Below are 26,726 nucleotides of genomic sequence, written 5' to 3' on the forward strand. Positions count from 1 at the left end.
TGAAAATAGATTGCTTAGGACGCGAGTAGAAGACTTGTTTGATGGGGTAGGGATGTAAGCTTCGAGGTTTTTTTTCCGAGTTGTTGAGTCCGCTGCTTCCAATTGTTCGCTTGCATTATTTTAATTGTTAGTAGACTAATACATTCTTTTTAAAGAATGATATGTAGTTTAATAATAATTTGGTTAGGTGTTAACAGTAAGGGTGAAAGTTGCACTGATAATTATTATCATTCTCATTGGTTTGTATATTAGGTATTGCGGTCATAGCATGGGGGTTATACCTGGTCTCGTTTCGATCCCAGTAGTGAAGTCCTTTTGTGTTTTGTTTGTGTACTATGGTTTTCTATGGGAATTTCATTTCGCTGCAAGCCTTCTATATACAAATCATTTACTCTATTACTTATTACATTATCATTTTCATAACATAATGAGTATTGCGGTCATAGCATGGGGGTTATACCTGGTCTCGTTTCGATCCCAGTAGTGAAGTCCTTTTGTGTTTTGTTTGTGTACTATGGTTTTCTATGGGAATTTCATTTCGCTGCAAGCTCATTATATTATAATATCACCGAACCTTGAATTTATACAACCACCCCGTTAAAAACAGATTTGTGCATAACTAATTAAACTATTTTTTATCCTTTATTAATTAGTTTTAAGTTTGTTGAAAACTTTTTATTGGATTAATCCATTTATCCTTCTGGAGGGGATACTATAGCAACCAAAACCACTTATCCTAATAAGGGATTTAGACAAACAGATTACACTAATGAGGAAGTTCAATCTTGTCCATTTTGTAATTCTACCGAAACAATCGTTGACCACCAAAGGGCAGAGGTTTCCTGTGCTCGCTGTGGCCTAGTTCTTGATGAAAGCTTAATAGACAATGGTCCTGAATGGAGAGCCTTTGACCATGAGCAGAGAAACAAACGTACAAGGGTTGGTGCCCCATCAACTTACACTATTTCTGATCGAGGTCTGACCACAACAATAGACTATAGGAATAGGGATTTCAATGGTCGCAGCATTCCTGAAAGTAATAGGGCTCAAATGTACAGGATAAGAAAATTGAATAAAAGACTCAGAGTTTCAAGAGCAGGAGAAAGAAATTTAGCGTTTGCCTTAAGTGAACTTGATAGAGAATCTTCAACATTGGGCCTTCCAAGATCCGTTAGGGAGGATGCTGCCTTCATTTATCGTAAAACTGCTAAAAAAAATCTAATCCGTGGAAGAAGTATTGAGGGTGTTGTCGCTTCAGCTCTATATATTGCATGTAGGCGGGGAAATATCCCGCGTACATTAGATGAGATTGCAGAAGTGTCTAAAGTTTCCAAAAAACAAATTGGAAAAACATATAGATTCATATCTAGAGAATTGGACATCAAATTAAAGCCAACATCACCTGTTGATTACATTCCAAGATTTGCAACCAAATTGGGGTTGTCAGGTGAAGTTCAATCTAAAGCAATTGAAATTATTCATGAAGCTAAGGATAAGGGTTTAAATTCTGGTAGGGGACCAACTGGTCTTGCAGCAGCGGCATTATATGTCGCATCCGTTTTGCTTGGCGAGAGAAAAACTCAAAAGGATGTAGCAAAGATTGCTAACGTTACTGAGGTTACTATTAGGAATAGGTATAAGGAATTGTCTGAAATGGACATCGGTGCATCTTTTTAATAGTTATTAGAAAATTTTATATTATATTATTCATAATAGTAATATGGAGGTATTTAATGAAATTTAGTAAGACATTTTTACTTTTAATCACATTGGTATTTGTTGCTAGTGTAGGCATGGCTGTAGCAGAAGATACAACTGTAGCACCATATACTTTTACAATACCTGATGATTATACTATCGCAACTGCAGATGATACTACATGTGCAATGCAAAAAGATGAATCTAACGCTATTAGTTTTGCAACTGGCGTTGGTGATGATTTAGAAGCTGCAAAACAAACATTAATAGATCAAGGTAAGACTTTTATCAGTGAAGAATCTATGGAATATAATGGCTATGATGTTACTCTTCAAGCATTTTCCGTGGACATTAACGGAAACACATTATACTGTTATAATTACGCAGTCTTAACTGAATCAGGTAATTTTGTAGTTACCGTTACAACAGATGATGCTAATTTTGACACTGATTTAAATTCAGATTCAAATCCTGCAAAAGTTATCTTTGATTCTTTACAAGTTAATTAAATTTAACTTGTTTTTATCTTTTTTTTTAAATCTTTGAAAATTATTAAATATTATTTTTTATAAAATATTATTGTCATATCAATTTTTTTGACTGATGCCTACGGTCCTTCTATGAGGAAAGTTTTAGCTGTCGATGATTAGGAGAAACCCAGCATTGGATAGGCTGCCCGTTTCGAGGGTTACTCGAGGAGCGAAGGGTATTCTAGCGATGATTCAAGAGAGTTAGTATACGGGCAACATTCATCAAAATATTTATTACTTATCAAATGCTCTTGGTAAAAAGTGATTTTATATAGGAGTAATAAATATGGATATGCACGAAAAAGATGAAGAATTAATAAAAAGTTTTTGCGATGAGCGAGGACTTAAAGCCGTAACCCTCAAGAGTTATACCACCGCCATTGGTTTGTATTCAAGATACCATAAAACACCTTTCTATAAATTATTGGAAGAAGCAGAAGCTGAAGAAAGGGAAGATGTTAGATGGAAGTATTCTAAATTGAGAGCAAGACTTCTGGCTTTCAGAAACCATTTGCTGCAAAAAGGACATCTTGCAACCACAGTCAAAAATTATGTCAGTAGGGTCATGACCGTATATGAAGAAGGTTTTGACATTGAAATTGGTAAAATGCCTAAGTTAAATCAGAAAAATGTTAAAAAACCTATGCCTATTTCTTATAATGATTTGCCTGACAAAGAATTGCTTAGGCATATCCTGAAGATGGTCAATCCGTTAATGAAGGCAATAATTCTCTTTATGACCAGCAGTGGATGTGCAAAAAGGGAAACTTTAAATATAACCATTCAGGATTTCATTGATGCAACCTCTGCTTATCATCACAAAGACAATATTGATGATGTTATTGAAGCCCTCCATGGCAGAGATGATGTGGTTCCGTCCTGGAGATTAAGGAGGCAGAAAACCAACAAGTACTACACTACCTTTTCAAGTCCTGAGTCCACAGCAGAAATAATTCACTATCTTGTGATAGATGAGAGGGAACTTACAAATTCAACTCCTCTTTTTGATATCAGTTCCACTCACTTGAACAATACCTTCGGTAAAATCAACAACAAGCTGAACCTTGGAAAGGCAGGTTCCTATAACAGATTCCGTTCCCACATGCTGAGGAAGTTTCATGCAAGCCAACTTTATAATGACGGTTTGAGCATGGATGAAATCGATGAACTTCAGGGTAGAGGAAAGGATCAGACCAGAACTTCCTATTTCATGGAAGACCCTTTGCGTTTAAGAGAAAAATATATTGAGCATATGGGTGCAGTCACAATCAATCTTGATGTTGAAAAATTATCCATCAAATCTCCTGAGTTTCAGGAAATGGAAAGCGAAAACAAAAAATTGAATGCTGAACTGGATGGTCTTAAGGGAGAAATTGATTTTATCAAAAGAGCTTTAAGAAATAAGACTTAAAAGTTATTTCCATTTTTTATTTTTTTATATTTTTTTAACTACAATTTTTCAACATAATAGTCTCATATTGGGAGTTTCGTATTGTAGGTTTTTCTAGTTTTTTTCACATTTTTCTGTTTATTTGTTTATAGAATTTTGGAAAAATACATGCCTTATCTTCAAGTATAACATTGTAATAATTAAACAATTAACATTAATAGGGCAATAGTAATGTTTATATATTCATTTTAACAAACTATGATTAGCCATTACTAAGTGAAGGCAATTTTTATGAGTGAGAACAATTTTTCACACTCGTACAACTTTTTTTTAGTTTGGCGAGAAAATCAATATCTGGAGGTATAATATCAAAAAAACAGTAATCATGAAAAAAATAAGCAGAATATAAGTGGGCCAGTAAGAAAAATAAAAATAATTAGACACGCCGCAAAACAGTGTTAAAAATTAATATTTTCCAAAACTTAACCCAATATTAGTTTATTTTAAGCAATATATAAAGATTTTCAATTAAAAAACTTATTTTATTCTAAATATTCGGTAATGAATGGAATATTGATTTTACCTACAAACTATTTTTATTTTCAAAGACTTCTGGCCACATGTGAGTTTTAGACCGTTGATCGCTAACTCCCAATAAGGGAAAACAGGAGATTCAAAAGAATGTGTGAACTAGTAAAACCCCGGCCCAATGAAATAATAATTTTCAATAATTTCAGGGCACTTGAAGAAACTATCTCTGAAATTCAGGAATCAGAAAACATCCGAAACGAAAGGGAATTCTTCGAGTCATACAGAATCAAGATAATAAGACTTGATTAAACACGCTAAGACGAACTAAAAATTTAAGATAATATCAGGAGCCTAAAAATAATGTTGGAACAAGAAGTAAACGGAGAAGTTCATGTTTTAGTCCCAAAAGATCTATGGGCTAGAATATGGCTGGTATTTGATAGAATCGAACACCTGGGTGAATACCAATGAATAGCTTTTCACCCATTGCATTAACTGAGGTTGATAAATCATGACAACCTCAATTAATCAATTTGAAGATAATTTCCACGGCATTTTAACTCACAATGGTGAAATCAAAATTGCCAAAGGAGATGTTGAACAGGAAATCCTCTACATTGACGATGACGGTATCGTACTGGTTGATGGCGGTAAAAAAGCATACCAGACAATAATACATGAGAAATTATTGTCATTAATTCAATATGCAGCTGAAGGCGACATCGGTTTAATCAAATTCATAAGAGGAGAAGCGTTTATTGTCGGATTTCGCAAACACAAAAGGGATGAGAAATATGGAAAGTACAATTCTTGAAATGCAAAGGAATCTGGATGAAGAACATTTCATTGCACTGGTATCTGCAGATGAAAATCCGTATTGTGCGGTAATGAAATCAGATGAACTGAATTTCCCAGACAATAAAACAGTTGTTATTCACAAAAAAGGCGGAATGACTACAATAATTAACTTGAATTTCATTATTGAAGTCTGCATCAGGAGAGTTGGTCAGTATGCCTAAACCAGCAAGATTATATCCGAAAGAAGAACCGATGGATCCCAATCCAAAAATGATTTTCATTGGAAGCATGGTAGTTGCTGCAGTTGTCGGCTGGATCGGAATAGCAACAAGTACTGGAGGATTATAAACTAATCCTCTAATTTTTCAAGGTGATAATAATGGTAAAAGCAGAACTTATAGAAGAACCGCAGGTTTCACAGGAAACTGAATTAGTTAAAGTTGATAATGTCCCTGACGTTGATGTGGCCATTGAACAGTGGGATGCTTATCAAAAACTCTGTAAAGGATTATTGAATGATACAGACTATCAGGAAATAATCGTTAAAGAAAAAGATGAAGAAGGAAACTATGTTAAAGTGAAAAGACACTTTAAGAAAAAGTCAGCATGGCAAAAGCTTTCAAGAGCATTCAATGTTGACACTGCAATCGTTGACCGTGATTTGGAAAGGACAAAAACCGGCAGAATAAAAGAAGCCTACTACTGTGTAAGAGCAACTCTACCGAATGGCAGAAGTGTTGAATCAGATGCACTATGTTCCCGTTCAGAAAGAGGAAAAGACAAAGTTTCAGACCACACTATCATGTCAACTGCTAAAACACGTGCAACCAACCGTGCAATAGCTGAACTGATTGGAGCAGGTGAAGTGTCAGCAGAAGAAATGTCAGCCGAAAAGATTGTAAGTCAATCAAGATTTCTAAAAGAGGATGCTAACTAATCCTCTTTAACATTTATTAGGAGAGAATCAAAATGAGTTTTGAAAACACAAAACAAACCATATTTACAGGTACAGAACTAGATTACGAAGAAATTGTAGAAATTCCGGAAGGATATGAAAAAGCAGAATTAAGAGACTTTGAAGACGGAACCCTCTTAAGAGGCAGACCTGAAATGTCTTCAGTAACATCCTACACCTTTGATGATGACGGTGAAGAAAAAACCGTAAACAGATTCAAACTCTACATCTTCCAGGATGATGATCAGTTATACATTGAAATCAACGTTAATCTTAAAAACGATGGTGACATTCACAAAAACATCAGAAAAGGAAGCGTGCTCTTTGACTTTATCACTTCAATCCTTGAACTTGAAAATGCAGGTTCAGTAGGAAGATCAAATATTTTAAGAAGTGTCAACCTTGCCGAATACCGTGAATTCGTTAACGGCTTAGATGAAATGACAATCCAGGTCAAAGAGAAATCCGGAAGCTATGTCTATTACAGTTTCATTGTACGTGACGTCCAAGTAGAATAGATGAGGAATAAAATGAGTAATGTGGCTGAATTACCTACCAAAGACACAATAACTCTCATTATCAACAGAAAGAAAGTTAACAGTGTCACTTATGTATTTAAGAATCAAGATGGTAATAAGATTGGAGAATACTTAAATAAAACTCCAGCTACATTATCTTCCCAAAGTAATGTCGCAAGACAGTTCAAACAGATTGTAAATCCAAAAGGTGACATGAATCCGAAGATTGTCAACAATCAGTTTGCAGAAGTAAAACAGCTCCTTCAGCTTCACTATGAAAATGAGCTGTCTGTTATAGAACAGGAAATAGCTGACAAGAAACAGGCTGAGCAGGAAAAGGATAGTGTTAAATTGAAGGAAGCTATCACTAAACTGCAAACATTGAATCGTCCTTTGATTTATATCGGCAGTATTGTTGAATGGTTTACAGCAGGTGAACGCAACAACATATTGTATGCATTTGCCGTATATGCAGGACAAGTTGTACTTGGAAATCCTGTATCTGTAATATGTCTTGGTGAGGCAAGCAGCGGCAAGTCACATATTCAGGAAGTTGCGTTAAGATTGATTCCTAAACGTTTTGTTGTCAATGAGAAAAAGATTACTGAAGCTGCACTCTTCAACCGTGCAAAAACGGACAAGTATTTCTATGATGGTAAAATCGTCAACTATGGGGATATGGGAGGAAACAACGACCATGACTTTATGGAGGAATCCAAAAACCTCATGAAGGAACTCCAGTCAGACGGATTTCTAAATAAGCCATTGAATATTCCTGACGGTGAAGGTGGATGGGAAGTGAAAGACCTTGAACTTGTGGGAAGGCCATGCCTTACATACACTACCGTTCCAAATCATTATTTTGATGATCAGGAAATGAGCAGAAGCGTTTTCATTACTCCAAGAATGGACAATCAGAATATCTTCAATAAAAGAAACAGTGCACTGGAATTCAAGCATGGCAAAAGCTACAAAATGTTAAAGCATTATGAAAAGGAAGCTGAGCTAGTGCCATACATGTTACTGCACCTTAAGGAAGTCTTTGAAAACATTGTAATAATAAATCCGTATGTTTACTTTGTAATCAACTTCCTCAAGGACTCCGCTTTCTATAAAAGGGATTTTGATAAGTTCAACGGAATACTGAAAACAATAACTGCTCTGAATTACTATAATCATGAAGTCTATGACATTGACGGCAAGAAAGTGATTCTGACTAACATTGCGGATGTGCAGGAATTCATGAGTTTGTTAAAACCGTACAAGGAAAGCATATCTGCAAACCTGTCACCTAAGGCCGTTGAGGTTTTAAATGACATCAGAAACAATATTGATGACTGGAAGATAAGTAAGGACAGGGAAGTGTTGAATATGGGAATTACAACCAATGAATACTTCGCACTTCAAAATCTTGGATTAAGTAAGGCATCAGTCAGAAAATACATGTATGAATTGGCAGACAAGGGATTTCTTCAGGTAACCGACCATTCAGGCAGAGCCAATATATATGATTTGGCCAAAAGTGAAGTTGCATCAATCAACTACGACTTAAAGCACATTGACGATTCAATATACGAAAACATCTGCTATGAAATCGGCGAATGGGTAATAGACATTATGAAGGAAGATAAATTTATCGAGGGGTTAAGTATCATGAACTTTGACAGAGAAGTTAAAAAACCGACATGGATAAGTAAAAAACCATAAAAACCATGAAAACCAAAAAACTCAAAAAACTTTGTAAACTTTAAAGAACTTTGATGAAAGTTTTTATAAAAAACCGCTTACAATTGTTTTTAGGTTGATTAGAGAATTATCAGTGGGAATTGGTAATTGCTTTTGTGAGAAAAACTGAAGTTTCCAGGATAAGGGTGAGGTAACTTTAACAATACCTCCCGCATACCCTGGAAAATCATGGTTTTTTAAAAAATCATAATCTTGAAAAGCGATGATAGCTATTCTTTTTTGATTTAAAGGATTCTAAAAGCTATTTAAAAAAACCATCCCAAAATTTCTCAATAGTTTTTATGGTTTTTTAAAATTTTGATTTGTTATGAAATCTATAAAACAACAGATAAAGGAAGCCAAAAAGGAAAAGCAAGAAAGGGAAGAGGAATTGTGGTTTGTGGATTACTGCAATAATTGCAGGACTGGATTGGCTTTTAAAAATGATGTGGCCTGTCATCATTCGTGGTACTGCTGGCATGAAGGAGAAGCAGCTATTGTGCAGGCTGAGATTGTAAGGATTGATGAGTATCGAAGACTGCATGGGCATGTTACATCACAGATGTATTGGGAATATAAAGAACTGAGGAAAAGGCAGCGTCAGTTAATATGGCAAGGCAGAAGACGATTACTTGAATGTTTTAAATAGCTATTTATGTGGAATACCATTTATCCACAATGGTATACTTTAAAAATTATTCTTTCTTAACTATTGCATCATTAGGACAGTTTTCATAACACATTCCGCAATGCAGACAATTTTCCTGAGGAATTTCATAGTGATTCTCACCTAAGAAAGGTATTCTTTGAGGACAGCTTGCATAACATGTTCCGCAGCTTACACAGTCGTCAGTTATTTCAAATCCTTTCGGAATAATCTCCCAGTCGCCAAACTTGAATGTGTGTCTGTAGATTGGCTTTTGAGTCAGATCGAAAAATTCCATCTGATAGTTTTCAATGCAAAACGCTTCCAGAATATATCTTGTTCCTTTAGGATAGACATTATTCATGAAAGGGTTTTCATCAAAAATCAAATCAATCCAATGCTTTTGGTCATCAAGCTTATGGGCTTTACCGGTTATTCTGATTGATTTGTTGTCTTTCAGGCTAAGATAGCTTACTTGTGGATGTGTCATGATTTCCTCATAGACATGTTTTCCACGACCGGTTAAAAAATAGATTTTATCATTTTCAATGTGCATAATGTCTATAATCCTTGATTGAGGATTGCCGTCTTTATCAACAGTAGATAAAACTGCATCAATCACTTCCCTTAGCTGTTTAAAACATTCTTCTTTAGTTACCATAATAATCACTCCAGTTTGAATATGATTTTTCCCTGAGCATTGTTGGATTCCATAAGCTCATGGGCTTTTCCAATATCTGCCAAATCGCTGAAAACCTTTGAGATGCTTGGTTTGATATTGTTGTCTGCAATAAATCTGAATAAATCGTCAATTATTTCCTGTGACGGATAATTTGAAAAAAATGATGTCAGATATCTTCTGTTTGGAATTGTCTTAATCGGATCAAATTCAGCCATGTATTCGACCCCTCCCAAAACACCTGTAACGCAGCATATTCCGTTTTCATTTAAGCATTTCATTGAATCGTCAAGAGTTTTAGGTCCAATCAATTCAAGAACCTTATCGCATTTGATTTTTTGTGATAGTTCACCGTCATCAACAAGACATTCATCAGCACCATTTTCTTTAAGTTTGGCGAATCTCTCTTCGCTTCTGGAAGTTGCAATCACATTTGCACCTATTGCACTTGCAATCTGCATTGCAGTCAGTCCCAAAGCTGAAGTCGCACCCCTGATCAATATGGATTCATCCTTTTTAAGGTTTAATGCATCAATAGAACCGAATGCCGTGAAATAGGTTTCAGGAATGGCTATTATCTCCTCCAAGGTTAAGTCGTTGAAGATATCGTCACTTATTTTGAAGACGTTTTTTTGAGGCAGGAGTGCATATTCGGCGTAGCTTCCGTCAAAGCTTCTTCCCATTCCGCCCATCAGGGCAACGACAATGTCATCCTTTTTGAAGTGGGTATTTGACGGGTCTATTATTCTGCCGACACATTCTATTCCCGGTATTACCGGCAGGTTGATGTAGTCTTCGTCAGCCTCATAATCTCTCAATATTATCTCTGCACGGTTTATTCCAAAGCCCAAGACTTTTACAAGCACCCAATCGTCTTTGACCTTTGGAATTTCAACTTTGCTTACTTTCAGTTCATCTGCTTTGCATGTTTTTTCTAAAACAACTGCTTTCATCATTTATATCTCCTTCCAGCATTGTGGGTCTTTTGAATACATATTGTGTGTTGTTCCGTAGCTTACTGCGGGACATCCCCTGCAGAACCTTAAAAGTTCACATCTGCTGCATTTTTCGAATTTTTCGAACTGCCTGTATTCATCCATATTTTTTCCCATGAATATATCATATACTGATTCGTTTATTGCATTTCCAACTTTGCTGTCCATTCTTCGGCATGCAAACACATCGCCTGAGGGCAATATTGTCAGATGGCTGTTTCCGCAGTTGCATCCGTCATATATCACATCATCCTTCAGGTTTTGCGGAATGGTATACAATCCTTTTTCATATAAAAATAATGTCCATAAATGGTCTTTTAGGGTAAAAAATGTTTTTGAATCCTTGTATTGCCGGTATTTTTCCCATACTTTTTCTAAAAGATTTTTATATTCTTCAGGCGTCATTTGAACAGCCTTTTCAAGGCTTGTGGGACAGTATCTTGCAAAGCTGAATAATCCGGCATTGTTTTCAACGACAACATCAATCAAATCAGGAATTTCATCAATGTTTGTTTTTGAAACTGTTGTCATGATGCTTGGCCTTACTCCGGCATCATTCAGGATTTTGATTTTTTCCAGGGTTATGTCAAATGAACCAGGTTTTCTGAAATAGTCATGAGTATCCCTTAAGCCGTCCAGAGACATCTGATACTGTCTGCAGCTTAATTCTTTAAGTCTTTCTGCAACTTCATCAGTAATGTGGAAAGGATTTCCCAGTATTGAATAGTGGATGTTTTTCTCATGCAAAAGTTCAAGCAGCCTCCAAAAGTCAGGATGCAGAATGGGGTCTCCGCCGGTGATGCTGAAATATGGTGCTCTCTTGGTTTTCCTGCAGAATTCAAGACAGTTATCCAAAACCCTTTGCATGTCTTCATAGCCCATGCTTATCAGTTCCTTGTCATTTTCCTCTGAGAAAATATAGCAATGTTTGCACCGCTGGTCACAGTCATCCAGAATATGCCACTGAAATGCGAAAAAATCGGCCATGAAAAACAGCTCCAAAAAAAGTATTTTAAAAAATAAAAGATTTAAGATTAAATGTTAATCTTAAAATCTGTCTGAACCACATGCTGTGCTGATGTCAGATCCGCAAGCGGTGTTGATGTCTGAGCCACATGCAGATGCAGTTACATCACTGCCACAAGCAGTATTAACATCTGAACCGCATGCTGATGCAGTTACATCACTGCCACATGCAGTATTGATGTCTGAGCCGCATGCTGATGCAGTTACATCACTGCCACATGCAGTATTAACATCTGAGCCGCAAGCGGTCGCTATTACGTTTTGTGCTATTTTTGATGAGAAAAATGTCTCATTTTCATTCCATGCATTGAATTTCATGATATTCACCTTAAATTTTTCAATAAAAGTCAAAAACCTTTATTCTATTAAAATATCTATTCAGACCCATATAAAAACAGTTAAGTTACCTGCAGGTAACTTAAAATTAATTAACTTCAAACCATAAAGATTAGTTTAGTTAAGGGGATTTCAATGAGTGATAATGGAAAAGCAGTAAAATGTCCTATGGAACTTGCAGTTGAACTTATCAGTAGAAAATGGGTCATCCAAATATTAAGAGACATGTTTTTTGGAAAAAAACGTTTTAATGAATTTAAAGAAGGAAAACCCAATTTATCCAATAAAGTTTTAAGCAATTGCCTAAGGGAAATGGAAGAAAACGGCCTTATTTCAAAAGGCAATGATGAAAATAATATTGAATATTCATTGACGGCTAAAGGGCAAAAAATGAATAAGGTAATCTATGAACTGGCAATGTTTACATTGACTACTGACTTGGGTGATGACTATTATAATGATGATGAAAAAACTGAATTTGCAAATATCTTTAAAAAAGTACTGATAAAGGAATAGGCATCCAAAAGGTTCGTCTATAACATTAACTGTTATGGAAGACAAGTTATGTGGAATACCACTTATCCACATTAACTCTTTGAGTTTGAACTTCAGAAACTATTTTTTCATAAGCACCAGTGAACGCAACTACACAGTCATCATGAATAGCTTCATTCGGATATGCAGTTATTTTTTCCAGAAATTCCATCGCCCATTTTTTCGTGAACCCGGTCGAATCCTTTCCAACAAGGAAAATTCCCTTCTTTTGAATATCTGCTGAGACTCTTCTTGCACGGTCAACCTTGTTTTCTCTTGAGTTACCGGTTCCTGTTGTGAATCCTCTTCGGTTCAGCTCATCGATAATCAATAACCCGAAGTTCCTGCCTGTACTTCCGTCGAGTTCAATGTATTGCACATCGGACTTGTCACGTGCAGCAGTATTTAATATTTCATTGATTAAGTTTCTGGATTCCAATTGGAATTCATAGGAATCAAGGATGTAAATGTTTCCGGACAGATCTTTAGCCAGCAGAACTCCAGCCGTAAAATCCGGATCACTTCCTCTTAATTTATCATCATTCAATACTTCAGTTGCAGCAAGATCCCAGTATCTAATGACTTTAACGATTGGTATTTTCATGTATTCATCATGAGAGATTAGGTGGAAGTCTGATTCATCGAATAGTTGACCTTTAACTGAAGCATACCAGTTACCGTTCATTAACTGTTCCCTTGTTACTCTATCCAATCCCATAAGGTATTCTTCATAGTCTTTTCTGTCCAGATAAACATTATCGAGATAGCTTGAGCTAATGAATCTTATTTGTGATTTATCTTGAATATCAGTATCAATTTTTTCTATGAATCTTTCCCTTACCCATTTGTTTCCACGTTTGCCTGGATTGCTTGAGCACATTAACTGTGTAGGTAGTTTGTTGTCTTTTGTTTTCCTTACCCTTGACCTCATGTAGATATATTTGAATCTCTCCAATTGAGTTAATTCATCAATTCCAATGAACTGATATTCGGAACCCTGATATGTATCAAGGTCATTGATGTTTCTCAAATATCCGAAAGTCAGTGAATTTCCATTGGGAAATGTCCATGAATGTTCGGTTCCATCCCACTTTGGTTTGATGCTTGCATTATTTTGAACTTCCTTTCGATTTAACCACTGACTTGCTTTGTGTATTAAAGCTCCTTTACGCTTCAAGTCAGATAATGTACGTCTCAAGATGAGGGCATGATATTCATTAACATCATCCTGAACATAGAACAGTGCCCTCATCAAAAGACTTGTTGATTTGGAACCTCCTGCAGCACCACCGATAAGGACTTCCTTTTCAGTAGCTAAAATCATCTCTGCCTGCTTTGGAAACGGATTGAATGGTATATATGGATTCTCGTATACGCACTTCTGAAGAATAGCTTTATCTTTAGCATCTAAATAGAATTCACCTTTTTCATCATACATTGTTATCATCTATCTGTTTTGCAAGGATTTCTATTTCATTCATAATGTCTCTTTGTGAGATTTCAATTTTCTTATCTTCTAACTCTAACACACGGTTTTTGAACAGTCTGTCCATTTCATCCTTGAATAATCTGTTTTTGGCTTCAAATGCTTTAACGGACAATTCCAGATATCTGATTTTAAGTTCGGTAATGTCGATTAAGTATCTGGCCAAGCTTTTTTCATTGGCATTGTATCTTACTTCCTTATCCAGTTTTTCAAAGTCAATTTCAAGGCCAACTGCATTTTTAGTTATTTTATCTAAGTTTTCCAAACCTGTTTTAATGTCTGTGACCTGTTGCTGAAGAATTGAATCAATAGCTAAATCTATATTGTCCTGATGAACGTTATTGTCAGTAATTTGCTTTTGTGTTATGGCTCTGTTTGTCAATGCTTCTTTTTGTCTTGCTCTTGGATCTTTATCATTATCTGTTAGATGATATTTCTTTTTGAATCTTGAGAATGTTGCTCTGCTTACTTCAAATTTGTGTTCTTCATCAAGCCATCTTCTGACACTTTCATCTGTTGCGCCTTGGGTTTTCATTACCTGTATTTCATCTAATAGTGTTTCCAGGAAATCTCCTTTTGTTATTTTTAATCCTGCCTTGAATTCCTTAAATGTTGTAAGTGAAACTTCACGATTGTATTTTGTCTTTAGCAGTTCTATGATTTCCTTGTTGCTCATCGCCTTCTTGCAGCAGTTTATTATTTCCTGTTCGTGCTGTTCTAGAAAATAATGGATGTCTGAATTTACTCGACTCATGGTGATGGTTCTCCTATAAATCCCTTAATTCTCTTTCAAGTTCCTGTTTTCTCTCTTCAATTAACTTGTATTCCCTTTGTTTCATAATTCTTTCATAATTGGGATTGTTGTGTATTAAGGTTATGGTTTCCTGGGCATCGCCGATAGCTATTAGCATTGCTCCAAGTTCATATGCATCCTTGTGTGTAAAACTGGATTCTTCTACTATTTTTTTGAGTGTTATTTCAACTCTTGCGCTGATGTTGGTTTTTTCCGGTAACATAATAAATAATTATATTATGTATTATATATAAAATTTTATTATAAAAAAAATATAAAAGTAATAATAAATATTACTTTTGCTTATGAAAAATAGTTTCTTTTTAAGAGTTATATACGTGAGATATATTTTTTGAAGCTATTCATTGTCATCCATTTCGTCAAGTTCCTTTTGAAGATCGTGGATTTGCATTTCCTTGTAGAATCTTTCGAACTTGCCCACTTCAATGAGATAAGCTGAAACTTCAAGAGCATCTCTATAGGTATAATTTGACTCTTTGATAATTTGCTTTTTGTCTTCATCCATGTAGGATGATGTATTATTTATATTGGCCATAGCTATTACAACCTGTATATAATAATTAATATAATATTTTATTATTTCAATTATATAAAATTATCATTAAAAATTCATAGCTAATGTTTCAAAAATAAGAATTAATCGTCTGAATATATTGAGTTGAATTAATTATGGAGTTTTTTTTTAAAAAATAGTTGAATAACGAGCTATCTCCATAATAATTCAACTGCCTCACCAATATCTAGCCACGCAAATATTTTTGAGTGGTAATAATTAATCTTATTTTAAACATATTTAAAGAAAGTGCGAGAGAGCAGATGATGACTATTATTATATCAATCATCAATGATGATTTTGGATTATTTCATAGTCTATGTTTCCAAATAGGATAAGGTTAATCATAATTCAATATAATATGGGCAGATGTTTTCAAAACGATTGTCTTTTGTTTTAAATCCTTTTGGAATTACTCCCAATTGCTTAAAACCCAGTTTTTCGTATAGGTGGCGTGCCGCATGATTTGTTTCAACGACAGCATTGTACTGCAATATCAAAAACCCCTTATCCTTTGCAACATTCATGGAGTCCAATACCAATTTTTCTCCAATGTGTTTCCCGCGCATAGCTGATGACACGGCATAGCTTGCTTTTGCAATATGGCTGCATCTTCCTACATTATTCGGATGGAGAATATAAAGTCCAACCACCTTTTTATTTAAAATAGCTACTCCAGTATATGTCTGTGATGAAAAGAAATCTTTTCCGGAGTTTAAATTCAGAATGTCCTTCTGGGGAAATGCAATTCCTTCCTCAACTATTTCATTCCAAATTTCAATCATTTCTCCAATGTCATTGTCACAAAATTCCCTAATATCCATTGATTAATATTTTACTGACTACACAATAATAATGTTAATGTTAAATAAGTCAATTTTAATAATCTGTGTTTCCAGTAAGATAATCTTAAAATAAAAAAAAGAAGGTTAACATTAACGTTAACTACTATACAAATTTGTAAATATCCATGAGGGGTCATATGCTATTAAATAACCATCTTCACACCAGATTGCTCTGACATTTCCTGAAGTTGTATCTGCTACTGCAGCAGGATCTCTCGCAATCCAGTTTCCTCCAGTATGCTTTTTATGCCTCAATCTTAATCTTATATGGCCAGTCCCGCTAACACGACATTTAACATGGACAAACTGCACGTCATAACCTAAAGATTTAGCTATTCTGTAATACACTTGCCCCCAGTCTACACAATTGGAACCTTTTCCCTGGCTGGCATCATTAATTGTTTTCTTGTCTGTTTTCTGTGAATCAAAGTATTTGCTGTATAATTTCTTCTTTGCTATAATGGCTAAAGCCTCATCAATTGTGGTTCCTTTGTAGTTGAATGTCTTCGCAAACAGCTTCATTGTTGAGTCACTGTAATCCGGAAGCTTTGACATTCTGTAAACGATTGCAGGAAGCCTTCCGTTTGCCATGATATAGCTTTCAGTCCTTATGGCCATATCCACATATTCTGCCTTGTCGATTTTGGTTCCGTTCTTTAACATCACATAGTTTGGAAGGAAATCCAAAGAACTGTTATCCTTAATCAAGGCCATTGTATACATTGCTACTAACTTATCTGAACCTAATTTCTTGGCTTTCTTTTCAATATCACTACAATTACCTTTCAATGTTAATATTTGGTAATAGTCACGCTTCTTGTACTTCTTTTTGTTCTGGATTAACCAGAATGCTATTGAGTTCATCGCCTGGCAAAAACTTGTCCCGCTGATATTATCTTCTGTCATATACTATAATTTGTATTATCTTATTTATTATATTTTTTATATAAATTACATAATAAAATATTATAACCATTAAATATGTTGACCTTAAGATATTATTCCATGAGAGATTTATCCGGCATGCTTGAAAATAGAATCATAATCAGAAATAAGCTTACAGACTACGGTTTCAGTCAGGATTACGTTTATGAAAAAACACTCGCCAATCCCAACTTCAAAGCAGTAATAACATGTGAAAACGACACAATGTATGCTAAAGTGATTGATATGGAACTTGATGAGGATTATGTTCTCGTTGATGTCAAAACGCCAATCGGCAGGTTTGCAGCAGAGCTTAAAATGGAATATGAAGACATAATCACAGACATCATTGACAAATGCACAAAACCCAACGTCTTCAAGTTCGCCCAATCAAAAAGACTGATGGATGTCATTGAAAAGAAGTATGATACACATTTGGAGTTTCTATGGGAGAAATTTCCAAAGGCTGCAATCTACAGAAACAAGGACACCAACAAATGGTTCGCCATTCTAGTAGCACTTGACAAATCAAAAATAGGTCTTGAAGGTGAAGGGGAAATAGAAATAGTCGTCATGAAAAACGATGATGTGTCCAATGTTGTTGACGGTGAGATTATTCTTGAAGGATATCACATGAACAAGAAACACTGGATAACAGTTCCCCTGGATGAGAGAATCAGTGATGAGGAGCTTTTCAAACTGGTTGATGTCAGCTATAATCTAATATCCTGATATGTTTCTGTTATGGATCCATTCCCTATGTTTTCCGATAGCTACCCTTATGATGACTTCTATTAATTCAGTTTCATCTTCCTTTTTGAAATAATAATAAGCAGGTCCTTCAAGCATTTGCCTTAAGTCATAGAATGGCCTTGGCTTGACTGCATCAGGATGCATCAGTCCGTAATTTTTTAAAAGTTTTACATTTTCTGTTTCGTATTTCTCCAGTTTAGATTTCTGAACTTTAGTAGCTACCGTCTTTTCTTTTTTATCAAACAGTTTAGCTATTTGAGAGCTATCAATTAATATACTGGATTCTATCAATAGCAAGGTTATTTCTTTACCTTTAACTGTTATTGTTGTCGGATGTGAATTTTCAGTATCTAATATCAGTTTCATTTTATAGCCTCAATTATATAATATAGCGATTATCGCATAAAAAATATGAGCAGAAGAAAATTAGTGAAGCTATTTAAACTTCACTAATATTTAGGAGATAAAATATGGTTCTATGCTCTGAAATTACCTTTGATGATTCTGTTAGGTGCATTCATTAATACTCCAACGCTTGACAGGATGAAGAGTTTGGTATACATAGGAAGTTCATCCCTGATGTCCTTTCTCATGAATTCGATCAATGGATAGAAATCATACATCTCACCGTCAGGTCCTAACGGAGCAACGGTTGTTCCGGTAGTTCTGGAGTATAACAATTTCATTCCAGGGTTGATGTAGTCCATACCGATATAGGTCTTGTCACCCATCTCGGAACCGCCGTCGCACACTGCTGTTCCTAAGATATCGATGTTGTCAACACCGTAATAGCTTTTGATTAATTCTACCGGTTCGACCTGTCTGTTGCTTGAGAAGATATCTGATTTCAGGGTTGTGAGTGATTTGTAGCTTACGGCCATGCTGTTTAAGTTGGCATAGCTTCCAGCTGATTCCTTGAACTTTTCCTGAGCTTTTAAGATGGTCATTCCAGTATCATCACCACTTTCAAAGTTGTAGGTAGCCACTTTAGATGAATTCATAATCATGTCAATAGCTGCCTTTTCAATGCTTCTGCCGATGAGAATTCCCACATCCTGCAGCATGTCATTAACGGAAATCAAATTGGAATCAAGCATTTGAGCGGAAACGTTTAAGACTCCACCGATAGTATCAATGGAGATAGTTTCGCTGATTGGTTTTCTGACGTTCAATTCCTGTAAAGTAGCACCGGGAGCAATGTCTTTGGCTTCACCAAGAACGCCGGATTGAATAGCTTCCTCAATATTGACTCTTTGGGACATGTAAGTGTAATACTGTGAGTTCTCTTCAATTTCCTGCTTTGGCAATAATCTTGTGAATTTCATCCACTTTGCGGAAGTATCGGCCACAATCTGTGCCATCACTTCATTTTGTACTTTCGCATCATTTCCTTTGGTTAACATTAACAATCCTCCTTATGGTCTGCAAGTACCTTTCAGGGCAAGTCCAGGTTTATTTAACAATATTCCGACTTTACTTTGTATGAATAATTTTGTATATTGGGGTAACTCATCGTAAATGTCTTTACGCATGATTTCAATTATAGGATAGAAATCTGCAATGTTTTCATCTGATGTAATTGGTGCAACTGTAGTTCCTGAAGATTTTGAATATAATACTGTTAATGGAGCATTTCTTAAATCGAAACCGATGTACTGTTTTTCACCTATTAGAGATCCTCCGTCAGCCTGTGTTGTTCCTAAAAGATCAATGTTATCAATGCCATAGTATTCCTTAATGTCTTCAACAGGCTGAACTAACTTGTTTGAAGAGTAAGCCAACTGTTTAACGTATGATAATGTTTTGTAGGACTCTACCATTATTGTCAAGTCTGCTCCCGCTCCGGCATTTCCTTTGAATGCTTCCTGTGCTTTGATGACAAAGTTACCGAATGCTTCCATTGTGTCATCAGTTTGGGTTGTGTTATATTGCGGAACGTTTGGTGAGCTTATTAATGTATCGTAAATGTTGTATTCAATACGGTTAGCAATAACGGTAGCCACATCACCCAATAAATCCTCAAATGAAACAATATCTGAGTCGAAAACATCCTTGTTGACATTCAAGACTCCACCGACAGTATCAATGCTGATGGTGTCGGTTACTGGCTTTCTGATGTTCAATTCCTGCAAGGAGGCGCCAGGAGCAATGTCTTTAGCTTCTCCAAGCAAACCTTTTTTGATAGCTTCATCGAGATTGATGTTCTGTCTGAAATAGGTGTAGTAATCGGAGTTCTCTTTGATTTCTTGTTTAGGAAACAATCTAGCTAACTTCAATCTTTTTGCAGTTTCATCAGTAATGGTTTGAGCTATTACCTCATTTTGAACTTTTGTATCATTTCCTTTTGTAATCATTAATTATCACCTTAAGTTGAACCTGTAGTTCCGATGTCATATGGTCTGAACACTTCGATGTATTTGTAATCATCTGAGCTAGTTACAGGATGCATTGCAATATATTCTCCCTCATCTGATTTGATAGCACCTGTACTGGTTAAAGCTATTCTGTTATTAACAGCAATGTTTGAAATTCCAGATGCTAATTTTAATCTGAATAAATGACCCAATACGAGAATAGCTGTTTTTCTTTTACCTCCGGTCATTGTAACCGGATCGTTTACTGCAATGCCTAAGATGAGTTCTCCTTCCGCACCAGTGAATTTCTTGACTGTTGGTTTTCCGATGTCTGAGTTGGCTGATAGTGTAACAGCATCATCGACTTTTATTTTGGTTCCTGCATATTCGTAACCTGGAGTTTCACCTGTAGGGGTTGTAACTGTAGTTGCGGTGATTGTACCTTCATCCAGAAGGAAGGTTGTGACTTCTTTTCTCTCTTCAAGTAAAATTATAGAATCTGCCATTATATATGTCCTCCACTTAAATCTAATATTACTTAATTTATTATTTAATTTATTACTTATAATATATAAAGATTTATATATAATAGCTACTTTTTTAAAAGTTTGCTACTGTTGACATTAACGTTGAGAGTTTAATATTAACTGTTAAAAATTAGAATAGGCGATGATATTGATTTGTTATTGTAAAAATAAGATAATAAACTAGAAATAAGCTATCAAACACTAATGATGCGGAAAATTCATGATGGATTATTCTATGGAAAACAACATATGAGTTAATTGTTTTCAAATAAATATTCATCTTTAGCAATATATAAATTAGGAATTTTAAGAATTAAATTTTCATCTTCTCGTTTCATATTTCTTATCATATCCAAAATGATTCCAAAATTGTAGGAACAAACTTGAAACATCCTCATCAATTGTTTCTTCAGATTCAAATATAATTCCGGATGCATCCAATATATTTCTTTCTTTATCAAATATCTCTCCTCTTCTTTTATCCAAATGATCAACTGGAACATCACGCCCTTTAATATTTGTAAATGTCACGAAAAATACGATTGGACAAAAAATATTTAAACTTTCATAAACTCTTAACATTTGTTTAACAAATTTTTTAAATTCATCTTCAAAATAAACAAGTGCCACTGGGTCCTCTTCGCCATCTGTTTTTCTAACTTTTTCAAAAATACCATTTCTAAACATCTGCCCAAAGTTATCTGAACGAGACTGATAAATACCCTCAAAATTATAATTCCATTCAGGATATGATGACACCCTATTGTTGATTAAATAGTCTTTAGCATCCTCAAGATTAATTTGAAGATTACTGAATGAATTTAATGGAATTGAATGATGAATAACTTTATAATGATTCACATCCTCTGAAGAATATTTTAAAACACGTCTACATCTAAAATCATTAATTCGATCTGTCAATTTATTGTTCATATCAAACATCTCTTTAAGTTCATTAAATTCCATAGGTTCTGTTCTGCCATTTCTTCGCATATAAAAATCTTTTTCTTGGCCTCTTTTTACACGATGAGGTGCAATCCAACTTTTTGGAGTTTTGATAATAATCAGCACCTTACCATTTTCTAAATTTAACTTTTCGATACCCACATCAAAATAAGGTTCTATATTATCTCTAAGAAGAGTTATTAATCTTTGTTTATCTCTTTCCCAATCATTTTTTAATGTGACTCCTTGAATTTTATCAAATCCCTCTTTATCATCATAAATACCCAATATTAAGAGCCCACCATCTGAATTTGCAAAACCACAAACAGTTCTAGGAATATGTTTTTTCTCACCATTTTTGTCCAGCTCCCCTTTATATTCAATGAAATTATTTTCATCAGTTTCATCTTCAACAAGACTGTAAATATCATCTAAAGTGATATCTGCAATATTCTTTTCATAAATTAACATAATTACTCTCCTATTAACTTATTAAACCGAATATTCATTATTGATAAAAATCAATTCTGAAAGAAAGTCCAAAATCATGAAACATCTTATCATATAATCTTTTCTACCATAAACTGTGTTTTCTCCATGGAGAATCTTATGTCTACTAAAATGAATAGATTCATATCCATTCTTTGTATCTTGAAATAACACGTCTAAAAAAATATCATTCATTAAATCAAAGAATTCATTATTTGAAGTTAAATTTCTAAAATAATCCTTTTTATATAATGTATTACCATTTTCATCTTTTAATTTTTCACCTGATGAATCATAAATTCCTCTTCGACCTACTGAAAGCCCATTAATTTTCATAAATTCATTCTGAATACCATCAATTTGAGTTATTAAAGTAGGAACAATAAAATTTGAGTAATTAATGTTTTTCTCATTAGTTTTAATAATATTAATACAATCTTTAATGATTTTTATTCTTCCATCAAATAAAGGATTAGTAGCCCATCTATCAACCATGCTGTCTAATTTTTCACAATCATTATCTAAAAAATAATTAATTAAAATTTTATTAATTTCTTTTTGTTTATGTCTAGATGAACTATTACAAACTTCAATGATATCATATACTATATGAGCATCCATATTCGGACTAATAAACCAATGATATTTTTTTAAACATTTTTGCGCATCCAATGAAGGTATTTGATAATCTATTTGAAATCTATCCCAAAATGAACTAATAGTCTCAGTTATCTTAAGAAAAGTGTCACTAACACTCATCCATTTCTGCCAAATAGCAGTTTGTTGATTTACTACTTCCATCATATTTGCTGCAGATAATATTGCTGACGAATTTATCATTTGAGAAACATAACTAGTAATGTCTGGGATAGCTAATTGATTCACTGTGGTTAAAACTTTACTTGTCTGTGACATTGCCCCTATTGACATCTCATTTACCATATTTAAATAAGAGGATAAACTTTCATGAAAATTAAAAGAATTTATTATTGAGTTTGCAGATTCCAATAATGCTAATTGATTGCTTCGCACAATAGAATTAACATGATCCCTATAACATTCCATACCTTCCTTAAATGTAGTAAAAATATCATCAGAACTATTAAAATCAAAATAATCTTCTAATTTTTCTACTTCGAGATATTTTTTCAATATTGAACAAATTTCTTTATCATCAATATCATTAAAATCATCTAATGTGAGTTTTGGGTCACAAATTTGATTAATTAAAAATTGTTTACAAAATATCTCTTGATTTATATCTTCATTAAGACATTTTTCTATGAATAAGTAATCATCATTATAAATGCGCCTAAAACTTAAAGTTCCTAATGTTTCACTATTGATTTCGATAGGTACTTTGAGTAATTCAATTAATTCTTCTAAACTAACAATATTTTCTTCTCCCATAAAATCACTCATATTAATGTTTATTCTTGTAAACTAATTGGTAATTAATAATTATTGATTCTTCGTCATTTATTACTTTAACTTTAAATAAATCTCCAGCATTTATATCAAATTTTTTACTTAATTCAGCAGGTATTGTTATATCTAAAGATTTTGTTCCATGTCTTCCTCTAACTTTAACAACTTTATCTGTCATGTTTACTAATTATGCTAAATGTACATTTAATACTTTATGTATCTAATGTACATTAATCATTATTTTATCTAATTTTGATAGTTATAAACAACAGAAAAGTTGTGGTTAAAATGAATAAGGATAATTGGAAGGAATTGCAAGAATATTTACCATTGTTTTTTGAACTTAATTTAGATATGTCTTTTTTATTTATTACTGAAATAGGATATGAGAAAGGAATTATTGATGCTACAATACCCGTTAGAAATTTTTTAAAAAGAAATAACTTACATAATTATGAAACACAAGGACAAGGACAAAAAGAAAATGGAGCCACATTAGATGCAAAACTTATTCTGCCTACTGAGACTGTTGATTTAGAATGCTCATTATATCGACCAAAAACTAAAAAGGGAGACCCTCGAATTTGGTTTAGAAAAATAAAAAACTACTGTGAAGCAAATAGTTTTATTGCTTTAGCAACTGACAAAAAAATAGTATATTTAATCAATTTATCAGATGAAAAAACCATACACTCTTTATCTTCCAAAGGATATGTATATCAAGAGTTGCTAAAATTATCAGAAGAAAAACAAAATATTGCACGTGAATTATATAATAAAATCAAAGCTATTCATAATAAGGGATTTCTGCAGACGGTAGTATCTGGTGATACTGGTGTTGGAATGACTTTAGAAAAAGAACTTCAAATTAAACCAAACAGTTCTAGAAAGCCTGATTATAAAGGTATTGAAATTAAAACTTATAGAATGAACAAGCATAAAAAAATAACAAATAGAAGCAATTTATTTTCAAAAACTCCTGATTGGAGAAATAGTAATTATCATTCATCAAAAGAGTTATTAGAAGAATTTGGATATGAATCAAATGGAAGAATTAACTTAAAATGTTCCTTAAAAGCAAATCAAATTATCAATAATCAAGGATTATATTTGCAAACTGATTTTAATGAGAATATGTTATATGTTATGCATCAATCTAAAGGAGAAGTTGTACAGTGGGATTTTGAAGAATTACATAAATCACTACTTAAAAAACATCCTGAAACTTTTTGGATAGGTGCAGAAACAAAGATTGTTGACAATACGGAATATTTTAGATATTCTAAAATAACACATACAAAAAATCCTCAAGCAAATATATTTGATTTATTAATCGAATCGGGTATTATTACACTTGATTTCACCATGCATATTAAAGAAAATGGCGAAGCAAGAGATCATGGATATCTCTTTAAAATATCAAAAAAGAATTTAAATAAATTATTCCCTGAAATTAAGGAATATAATTTATCAAATTAATTTAAAATTTTTATTATTTCTAAAGCAATAGCTTTAGCTAATAATGGTGGGACGGCATTACCTACTTGGGAGTATTGAGGAACTTCAATACGTCTCCTTTTTCCACCTGTAGTTCTTTTGCCTAAGAATTCAAAACTATCATCAAAAGATTGGAGTCTTGCAGATTCACGAACAGTTAAAGTTCTATTTTCAAATGGGGAAATATAATCATCAGGAATTGTCACGATAGTCGCAGAAGGTTCATTCCTGCTTAATCTATGCCTCATATTTTTTTTAGTTAATAAACTATCAACTAATTCATCATCAACATCAGCATTTTTGAATTTAATAATGATTTCATCTTTTGTGAGTTTGGAATTATTTGCTAAATGATTTAATATGGTAGGTTTGTCAGATAGGTCAATTCCTTCAGTAATAATCCTATTTCTTAAATTAGTGCCTGTTTCGCCTTCTTCAAATAAAGAGAATCTTTCTTTAATCAACTGCAAATGCCTTGATAAATCATTGTTCAATATCATTTTAGAAGCAATAGGCTTTCCATTTACATTAGGAGTTCTTCCATTAATTGAGTCTAACTGATATGGTGTTAAGACAGGGTTGACGTCTTCTTTTATTCTTTGATTGCCAATAAGGTCGCCAATTGCATCCTGAAGTGAAACCATATTATTTTCATCATGTGTTGGTTTAGGATAACTTGGAGGTTTCATACCTTTTTTATAAGCCATTATGATTATTCTATTTCTTCTTTGAGGAACTCCATAATTAGCCGCATTAAGAATCTTTGGTTCTAAAATATCGTATCCTATTAAATTTAATTCTTCTTTAAGGATGTCTGGAATAATCATATCATCATAGTTATTTCCCTGTAAACCTTCAAAATCATAGAGTTTCATATCGCAGAAACCCGCAACATTTTCCAATACGACATAATCTGGTTGGACTTCATCAATTACGCGAACATATTCTTTGAATAATTTATTTCTAGGGTCGTTTGGGTCTCTTCTACCGGCTCTACTAAAACCTTGACAAGGAGGTCCCCCAAATATAGCATCAATATGAGGTATCTCTTTATTTTTAAAAATATCAAGGTTAGATATTGAATTTCTTATAAGGTCTCCTGTTAAATCCTTTATATCAGCCAATTCAAAATGTGTATTAACGCCTTGTATCAAACCTAATTGTTTATGTCTATTAATGTATGTTTTCTGTACAGCTTCGTTAATATCGCTAGAGAACAAAATATGGAATCCTGCTTGGATAATCCCTTCGCTCATTCCTCCTGCACCAGAAAATAAATCAATAGCATATGGCATCTATGTCACCTCGAATATAGTTTTATTTATCAAAATTAATTCATATAAAATTATGTTTTTTACATGACTTGAGTAAATATATATTCTTAATGTTATTTAAATGTTATTTATTCAACTATTTAAACAATGCAAAAATGTTATTTAAGATAAATTATATATAAGTACATATGAATATTGAAGAAAAAACAAAAGTGAGAAATCAAGGTGAAATTTCCTTGATTACAACAATACCAAAAACATATGTAAAAGCATTAAATATTGGATCTGGCGACACATTAGAGTGGATACTTAATACAGAGACAGAAACATTAGAATTAAAAATAGCTAAACGATGAAAATAAAAATTATGTATAGATTTACCATATTTTATGGCAAATATTTTTTTAATCATGTACCGGAGAATATAAGAGAATTTACAATCTGCGATATCTAATTATTGATATAAGTTATAAGGT

The 26,726-nt window shown here is 33.6% G+C and carries 33 protein-coding genes and 3 rRNA genes; 18 read left to right on the forward strand and 18 right to left on the reverse strand.

What is annotated here, in order from left to right; translation table 11 throughout:
* From ACKI32_RS06940 to ACKI32_RS07005, 14 genes are all read left to right on the forward strand, one after another.
* Window positions 1-122: ribosomal RNA gene (locus ACKI32_RS06940) — 23S ribosomal RNA — on the forward strand; the annotation flags it as partial.
* 131 nt (window positions 123-253) lie between these two features.
* A 5S ribosomal RNA gene (gene rrf / locus ACKI32_RS06945) occupies window positions 254-371 on the forward strand.
* Between the two features lie 61 nt (window positions 372-432).
* Window positions 433-550: ribosomal RNA gene (rrf, locus tag ACKI32_RS06950) — 5S ribosomal RNA — on the forward strand.
* Between the two features lie 164 nt (window positions 551-714).
* Complete coding sequence (locus ACKI32_RS06955) at window positions 715-1,677, forward strand: transcription initiation factor IIB (protein ID WP_407414950.1); 963 nt, start codon at window positions 715-717, stop codon at window positions 1,675-1,677.
* 56 nt (window positions 1,678-1,733) lie between these two features.
* The gene (locus tag ACKI32_RS06960) at window positions 1,734-2,207 is read left to right on the forward strand and encodes a hypothetical protein (RefSeq protein ID WP_407414851.1); all 474 of its coding nucleotides are present in this window, start codon (window positions 1,734-1,736) and stop codon (window positions 2,205-2,207) included.
* Window positions 2,208-2,514: 307 nt separating this feature from the next.
* Complete coding sequence (locus ACKI32_RS06965; protein ID WP_407414853.1) at window positions 2,515-3,639, forward strand: tyrosine-type recombinase/integrase; 1,125 nt, start codon at window positions 2,515-2,517, stop codon at window positions 3,637-3,639.
* Window positions 3,640-4,299: 660 nt separating this feature from the next.
* On the forward strand, window positions 4,300-4,458 hold the full coding sequence (locus tag ACKI32_RS06970) for a hypothetical protein (RefSeq protein WP_407414855.1): 159 nt from the start codon (window positions 4,300-4,302) through the stop codon (window positions 4,456-4,458).
* 202 nt (window positions 4,459-4,660) lie between these two features.
* The gene (locus tag ACKI32_RS06975; protein WP_407414857.1) at window positions 4,661-4,963 is read left to right on the forward strand and encodes a hypothetical protein; all 303 of its coding nucleotides are present in this window, start codon (window positions 4,661-4,663) and stop codon (window positions 4,961-4,963) included.
* Complete coding sequence (locus ACKI32_RS06980; protein ID WP_407414859.1) at window positions 4,944-5,168, forward strand: hypothetical protein; 225 nt, start codon at window positions 4,944-4,946, stop codon at window positions 5,166-5,168. The genes ACKI32_RS06975 and ACKI32_RS06980 overlap by 20 nt, the downstream gene beginning before the upstream one ends.
* A complete protein-coding gene (locus tag ACKI32_RS06985; protein ID WP_407381376.1) occupies window positions 5,161-5,295 on the forward strand; it encodes a hypothetical protein in 135 nt (44 codons plus the stop codon). The genes ACKI32_RS06980 and ACKI32_RS06985 overlap by 8 nt, the downstream gene beginning before the upstream one ends.
* 31 nt (window positions 5,296-5,326) lie before the next feature.
* Window positions 5,327-5,884: a hypothetical protein gene (locus ACKI32_RS06990; RefSeq protein ID WP_407414861.1), complete on the forward strand. Its 558-nt coding sequence runs from the start codon at window positions 5,327-5,329 to the stop codon at window positions 5,882-5,884.
* Between the two features lie 32 nt (window positions 5,885-5,916).
* Window positions 5,917-6,420 (forward strand): hypothetical protein, encoded by a 504-nt coding sequence (locus ACKI32_RS06995; protein ID WP_407414863.1) that lies wholly within the window; start codon window positions 5,917-5,919, stop codon window positions 6,418-6,420.
* A 12-nt stretch (window positions 6,421-6,432) separates the two neighbouring features.
* On the forward strand, window positions 6,433-8,127 hold the full coding sequence (locus ACKI32_RS07000; RefSeq protein WP_407414865.1) for a hypothetical protein: 1,695 nt from the start codon (window positions 6,433-6,435) through the stop codon (window positions 8,125-8,127).
* 409 nt (window positions 8,128-8,536) lie between these two features.
* A complete protein-coding gene (locus ACKI32_RS07005) occupies window positions 8,537-8,794 on the forward strand; it encodes a hypothetical protein (RefSeq protein WP_407414867.1) in 258 nt (85 codons plus the stop codon).
* Between the two features lie 46 nt (window positions 8,795-8,840).
* Here the strand turns inward: ACKI32_RS07005 and ACKI32_RS07010 are convergent, their stop codons facing one another.
* From ACKI32_RS07010 to ACKI32_RS07025, 4 genes are read right to left on the reverse strand one after another with little or no spacing between them, the layout of a single operon-like run.
* Window positions 8,841-9,452, reverse strand: coding sequence for a pyridoxamine 5'-phosphate oxidase family protein (locus tag ACKI32_RS07010; RefSeq protein WP_407414869.1), 612 nt, complete (start codon window positions 9,450-9,452; stop codon window positions 8,841-8,843).
* 5 nt (window positions 9,453-9,457) lie between these two features.
* Window positions 9,458-10,426, reverse strand: a complete 969-nt coding sequence (locus ACKI32_RS07015; RefSeq protein ID WP_407414871.1) for a zinc-binding dehydrogenase — start codon at window positions 10,424-10,426, stop codon at window positions 9,458-9,460.
* Window positions 10,427-11,452 (reverse strand): radical SAM/SPASM domain protein, ACGX system, encoded by a 1,026-nt coding sequence (gene acgM / locus ACKI32_RS07020; RefSeq protein ID WP_407414873.1) that lies wholly within the window; start codon window positions 11,450-11,452, stop codon window positions 10,427-10,429.
* A gap of 60 nt (window positions 11,453-11,512) precedes the next feature.
* On the reverse strand, window positions 11,513-11,809 hold the full coding sequence (locus ACKI32_RS07025; RefSeq protein WP_407414875.1) for a hypothetical protein: 297 nt from the start codon (window positions 11,807-11,809) through the stop codon (window positions 11,513-11,515).
* Between the two features lie 153 nt (window positions 11,810-11,962).
* Here ACKI32_RS07025 and ACKI32_RS07030 point away from each other — a divergent pair, with 153 nt between their 5' ends.
* Window positions 11,963-12,343: a winged helix-turn-helix transcriptional regulator gene (locus tag ACKI32_RS07030; RefSeq protein ID WP_407414877.1), complete on the forward strand. Its 381-nt coding sequence runs from the start codon at window positions 11,963-11,965 to the stop codon at window positions 12,341-12,343.
* A 46-nt stretch (window positions 12,344-12,389) separates the two neighbouring features.
* Here ACKI32_RS07030 and ACKI32_RS07035 read toward each other — a convergent pair whose 3' ends face one another.
* The 6 genes from ACKI32_RS07035 to ACKI32_RS07060 form a co-directional block, all read right to left on the reverse strand.
* Window positions 12,390-13,799, reverse strand: coding sequence for a phage terminase large subunit (locus tag ACKI32_RS07035; protein WP_407414879.1), 1,410 nt, complete (start codon window positions 13,797-13,799; stop codon window positions 12,390-12,392).
* On the reverse strand, window positions 13,792-14,601 hold the full coding sequence (locus ACKI32_RS07040) for a hypothetical protein (protein WP_407414881.1): 810 nt from the start codon (window positions 14,599-14,601) through the stop codon (window positions 13,792-13,794). Before ACKI32_RS07040 ends, ACKI32_RS07035 begins: the two co-directional genes overlap by 8 nt.
* Window positions 14,602-14,614: 13 nt before the next feature.
* Complete coding sequence (locus tag ACKI32_RS07045) at window positions 14,615-14,863, reverse strand: hypothetical protein (protein WP_296812631.1); 249 nt, start codon at window positions 14,861-14,863, stop codon at window positions 14,615-14,617.
* Window positions 14,864-14,998: 135 nt separating this feature from the next.
* Entirely contained in the window at window positions 14,999-15,196 is a 198-nt protein-coding gene (locus ACKI32_RS07050; RefSeq protein WP_407414884.1) for a hypothetical protein, read from the reverse strand.
* A gap of 362 nt (window positions 15,197-15,558) precedes the next feature.
* A complete protein-coding gene (locus ACKI32_RS07055) occupies window positions 15,559-16,038 on the reverse strand; it encodes a GNAT family N-acetyltransferase (RefSeq protein WP_407414886.1) in 480 nt (159 codons plus the stop codon).
* A gap of 117 nt (window positions 16,039-16,155) precedes the next feature.
* Entirely contained in the window at window positions 16,156-16,965 is an 810-nt protein-coding gene (locus ACKI32_RS07060) for a pseudomurein-binding repeat-containing protein (protein WP_407414888.1), read from the reverse strand.
* 99 nt (window positions 16,966-17,064) lie between these two features.
* Here ACKI32_RS07060 and ACKI32_RS07065 point away from each other — a divergent pair, with 99 nt between their 5' ends.
* Window positions 17,065-17,715, forward strand: a complete 651-nt coding sequence (locus tag ACKI32_RS07065; protein WP_407414890.1) for an MmcQ/YjbR family DNA-binding protein — start codon at window positions 17,065-17,067, stop codon at window positions 17,713-17,715.
* Here ACKI32_RS07065 and ACKI32_RS07070 read toward each other — a convergent pair.
* The 7 genes from ACKI32_RS07070 to ACKI32_RS07100 all read right to left on the reverse strand — a co-directional run bounded on the left by ACKI32_RS07070 (window position 17,704) and on the right by ACKI32_RS07100 (window position 23,657).
* Entirely contained in the window at window positions 17,704-18,102 is a 399-nt protein-coding gene (locus tag ACKI32_RS07070) for a hypothetical protein (protein WP_407414892.1), read from the reverse strand. The genes ACKI32_RS07065 and ACKI32_RS07070 overlap by 12 nt on opposite strands.
* A 110-nt stretch (window positions 18,103-18,212) precedes the next feature.
* Window positions 18,213-19,139, reverse strand: coding sequence for a hypothetical protein (locus ACKI32_RS07075; protein WP_233144885.1), 927 nt, complete (start codon window positions 19,137-19,139; stop codon window positions 18,213-18,215).
* A 12-nt stretch (window positions 19,140-19,151) separates the two neighbouring features.
* On the reverse strand, window positions 19,152-20,090 hold the full coding sequence (locus ACKI32_RS07080) for a hypothetical protein (protein WP_407414894.1): 939 nt from the start codon (window positions 20,088-20,090) through the stop codon (window positions 19,152-19,154).
* An 11-nt stretch (window positions 20,091-20,101) separates the two neighbouring features.
* Entirely contained in the window at window positions 20,102-20,596 is a 495-nt protein-coding gene (locus tag ACKI32_RS07085) for a hypothetical protein (RefSeq protein WP_407414896.1), read from the reverse strand.
* Between the two features lie 342 nt (window positions 20,597-20,938).
* A complete protein-coding gene (locus tag ACKI32_RS07090; RefSeq protein ID WP_407414898.1) occupies window positions 20,939-22,033 on the reverse strand; it encodes a helix-turn-helix domain-containing protein in 1,095 nt (364 codons plus the stop codon).
* Window positions 22,034-22,054: 21 nt separating this feature from the next.
* Window positions 22,055-23,461, reverse strand: coding sequence for a hypothetical protein (locus tag ACKI32_RS07095; protein ID WP_407414900.1), 1,407 nt, complete (start codon window positions 23,459-23,461; stop codon window positions 22,055-22,057).
* Window positions 23,462-23,474: 13 nt separating this feature from the next.
* Window positions 23,475-23,657, reverse strand: a complete 183-nt coding sequence (locus ACKI32_RS07100; protein WP_405309040.1) for a hypothetical protein — start codon at window positions 23,655-23,657, stop codon at window positions 23,475-23,477.
* 110 nt (window positions 23,658-23,767) lie between these two features.
* Here ACKI32_RS07100 and ACKI32_RS07105 point away from each other — a divergent pair, with 110 nt between their 5' ends.
* Window positions 23,768-24,958, forward strand: a complete 1,191-nt coding sequence (locus ACKI32_RS07105) for an MvaI/BcnI family restriction endonuclease (RefSeq protein WP_407414903.1) — start codon at window positions 23,768-23,770, stop codon at window positions 24,956-24,958.
* Here ACKI32_RS07105 and ACKI32_RS07110 read toward each other — a convergent pair.
* A complete protein-coding gene (locus tag ACKI32_RS07110; RefSeq protein WP_405309038.1) occupies window positions 24,955-26,271 on the reverse strand; it encodes a DNA cytosine methyltransferase in 1,317 nt (438 codons plus the stop codon). The genes ACKI32_RS07105 and ACKI32_RS07110 overlap by 4 nt on opposite strands.
* Window positions 26,272-26,438: 167 nt before the next feature.
* On the opposite strand from ACKI32_RS07110, the gene ACKI32_RS07115 reads away from it, so the two are divergent.
* Window positions 26,439-26,606, forward strand: a complete 168-nt coding sequence (locus tag ACKI32_RS07115; RefSeq protein ID WP_405309037.1) for an AbrB/MazE/SpoVT family DNA-binding domain-containing protein — start codon at window positions 26,439-26,441, stop codon at window positions 26,604-26,606.
* Window positions 26,607-26,726 lie beyond the last annotated feature (120 nt).

This window comes from Methanobrevibacter sp. (assembly GCF_045611865.1).
In the GTDB taxonomy this organism is placed as follows: Archaea; Methanobacteriota; Methanobacteria; order Methanobacteriales; family Methanobacteriaceae; genus Methanocatella.

Coding starts and splice junctions, on each gene's coding strand:
- ACKI32_RS06960 (WP_407414851.1), top strand. CDS start 1,734: ATGAAATTTAGTAAGACATTTTTACTTTTAATCACATTGGTATTTGTT.
- ACKI32_RS06965 (WP_407414853.1), top strand. CDS start 2,515: ATGGATATGCACGAAAAAGATGAAGAATTAATAAAAAGTTTTTGCGAT.
- ACKI32_RS06970 (WP_407414855.1), top strand. CDS start 4,300: ATGTGTGAACTAGTAAAACCCCGGCCCAATGAAATAATAATTTTCAAT.
- ACKI32_RS06975 (WP_407414857.1), top strand. CDS start 4,661: ATGACAACCTCAATTAATCAATTTGAAGATAATTTCCACGGCATTTTA.
- ACKI32_RS06980 (WP_407414859.1), top strand. CDS start 4,944: ATGGAAAGTACAATTCTTGAAATGCAAAGGAATCTGGATGAAGAACAT.
- ACKI32_RS06985 (WP_407381376.1), top strand. CDS start 5,161: ATGCCTAAACCAGCAAGATTATATCCGAAAGAAGAACCGATGGATCCC.
- ACKI32_RS06990 (WP_407414861.1), top strand. CDS start 5,327: ATGGTAAAAGCAGAACTTATAGAAGAACCGCAGGTTTCACAGGAAACT.
- ACKI32_RS06995 (WP_407414863.1), top strand. CDS start 5,917: ATGAGTTTTGAAAACACAAAACAAACCATATTTACAGGTACAGAACTA.
- ACKI32_RS07000 (WP_407414865.1), top strand. CDS start 6,433: ATGAGTAATGTGGCTGAATTACCTACCAAAGACACAATAACTCTCATT.
- ACKI32_RS07010 (WP_407414869.1), bottom strand. CDS start 9,452: ATGGTAACTAAAGAAGAATGTTTTAAACAGCTAAGGGAAGTGATTGAT.
- ACKI32_RS07015 (WP_407414871.1), bottom strand. CDS start 10,426: ATGATGAAAGCAGTTGTTTTAGAAAAAACATGCAAAGCAGATGAACTG.
- acgM (WP_407414873.1), bottom strand. CDS start 11,452: ATGGCCGATTTTTTCGCATTTCAGTGGCATATTCTGGATGACTGTGAC.
- ACKI32_RS07025 (WP_407414875.1), bottom strand. CDS start 11,809: ATGAAATTCAATGCATGGAATGAAAATGAGACATTTTTCTCATCAAAA.
- ACKI32_RS07030 (WP_407414877.1), top strand. CDS start 11,963: ATGAGTGATAATGGAAAAGCAGTAAAATGTCCTATGGAACTTGCAGTT.
- ACKI32_RS07035 (WP_407414879.1), bottom strand. CDS start 13,799: ATGTATGATGAAAAAGGTGAATTCTATTTAGATGCTAAAGATAAAGCT.
- ACKI32_RS07040 (WP_407414881.1), bottom strand. CDS start 14,601: ATGAGTCGAGTAAATTCAGACATCCATTATTTTCTAGAACAGCACGAA.
- ACKI32_RS07045 (WP_296812631.1), bottom strand. CDS start 14,863: ATGTTACCGGAAAAAACCAACATCAGCGCAAGAGTTGAAATAACACTC.
- ACKI32_RS07050 (WP_407414884.1), bottom strand. CDS start 15,196: ATGGCCAATATAAATAATACATCATCCTACATGGATGAAGACAAAAAG.
- ACKI32_RS07055 (WP_407414886.1), bottom strand. CDS start 16,038: ATGGATATTAGGGAATTTTGTGACAATGACATTGGAGAAATGATTGAA.
- ACKI32_RS07060 (WP_407414888.1), bottom strand. CDS start 16,965: ATGACAGAAGATAATATCAGCGGGACAAGTTTTTGCCAGGCGATGAAC.
- ACKI32_RS07065 (WP_407414890.1), top strand. CDS start 17,065: ATGAGAGATTTATCCGGCATGCTTGAAAATAGAATCATAATCAGAAAT.
- ACKI32_RS07070 (WP_407414892.1), bottom strand. CDS start 18,102: ATGAAACTGATATTAGATACTGAAAATTCACATCCGACAACAATAACA.
- ACKI32_RS07075 (WP_233144885.1), bottom strand. CDS start 19,139: ATGTTAACCAAAGGAAATGATGCGAAAGTACAAAATGAAGTGATGGCA.
- ACKI32_RS07080 (WP_407414894.1), bottom strand. CDS start 20,090: ATGATTACAAAAGGAAATGATACAAAAGTTCAAAATGAGGTAATAGCT.
- ACKI32_RS07085 (WP_407414896.1), bottom strand. CDS start 20,596: ATGGCAGATTCTATAATTTTACTTGAAGAGAGAAAAGAAGTCACAACC.
- ACKI32_RS07090 (WP_407414898.1), bottom strand. CDS start 22,033: ATGTTAATTTATGAAAAGAATATTGCAGATATCACTTTAGATGATATT.
- ACKI32_RS07095 (WP_407414900.1), bottom strand. CDS start 23,461: ATGGGAGAAGAAAATATTGTTAGTTTAGAAGAATTAATTGAATTACTC.
- ACKI32_RS07100 (WP_405309040.1), bottom strand. CDS start 23,657: ATGACAGATAAAGTTGTTAAAGTTAGAGGAAGACATGGAACAAAATCT.
- ACKI32_RS07105 (WP_407414903.1), top strand. CDS start 23,768: ATGAATAAGGATAATTGGAAGGAATTGCAAGAATATTTACCATTGTTT.
- ACKI32_RS07110 (WP_405309038.1), bottom strand. CDS start 26,271: ATGCCATATGCTATTGATTTATTTTCTGGTGCAGGAGGAATGAGCGAA.
- ACKI32_RS07115 (WP_405309037.1), top strand. CDS start 26,439: ATGAATATTGAAGAAAAAACAAAAGTGAGAAATCAAGGTGAAATTTCC.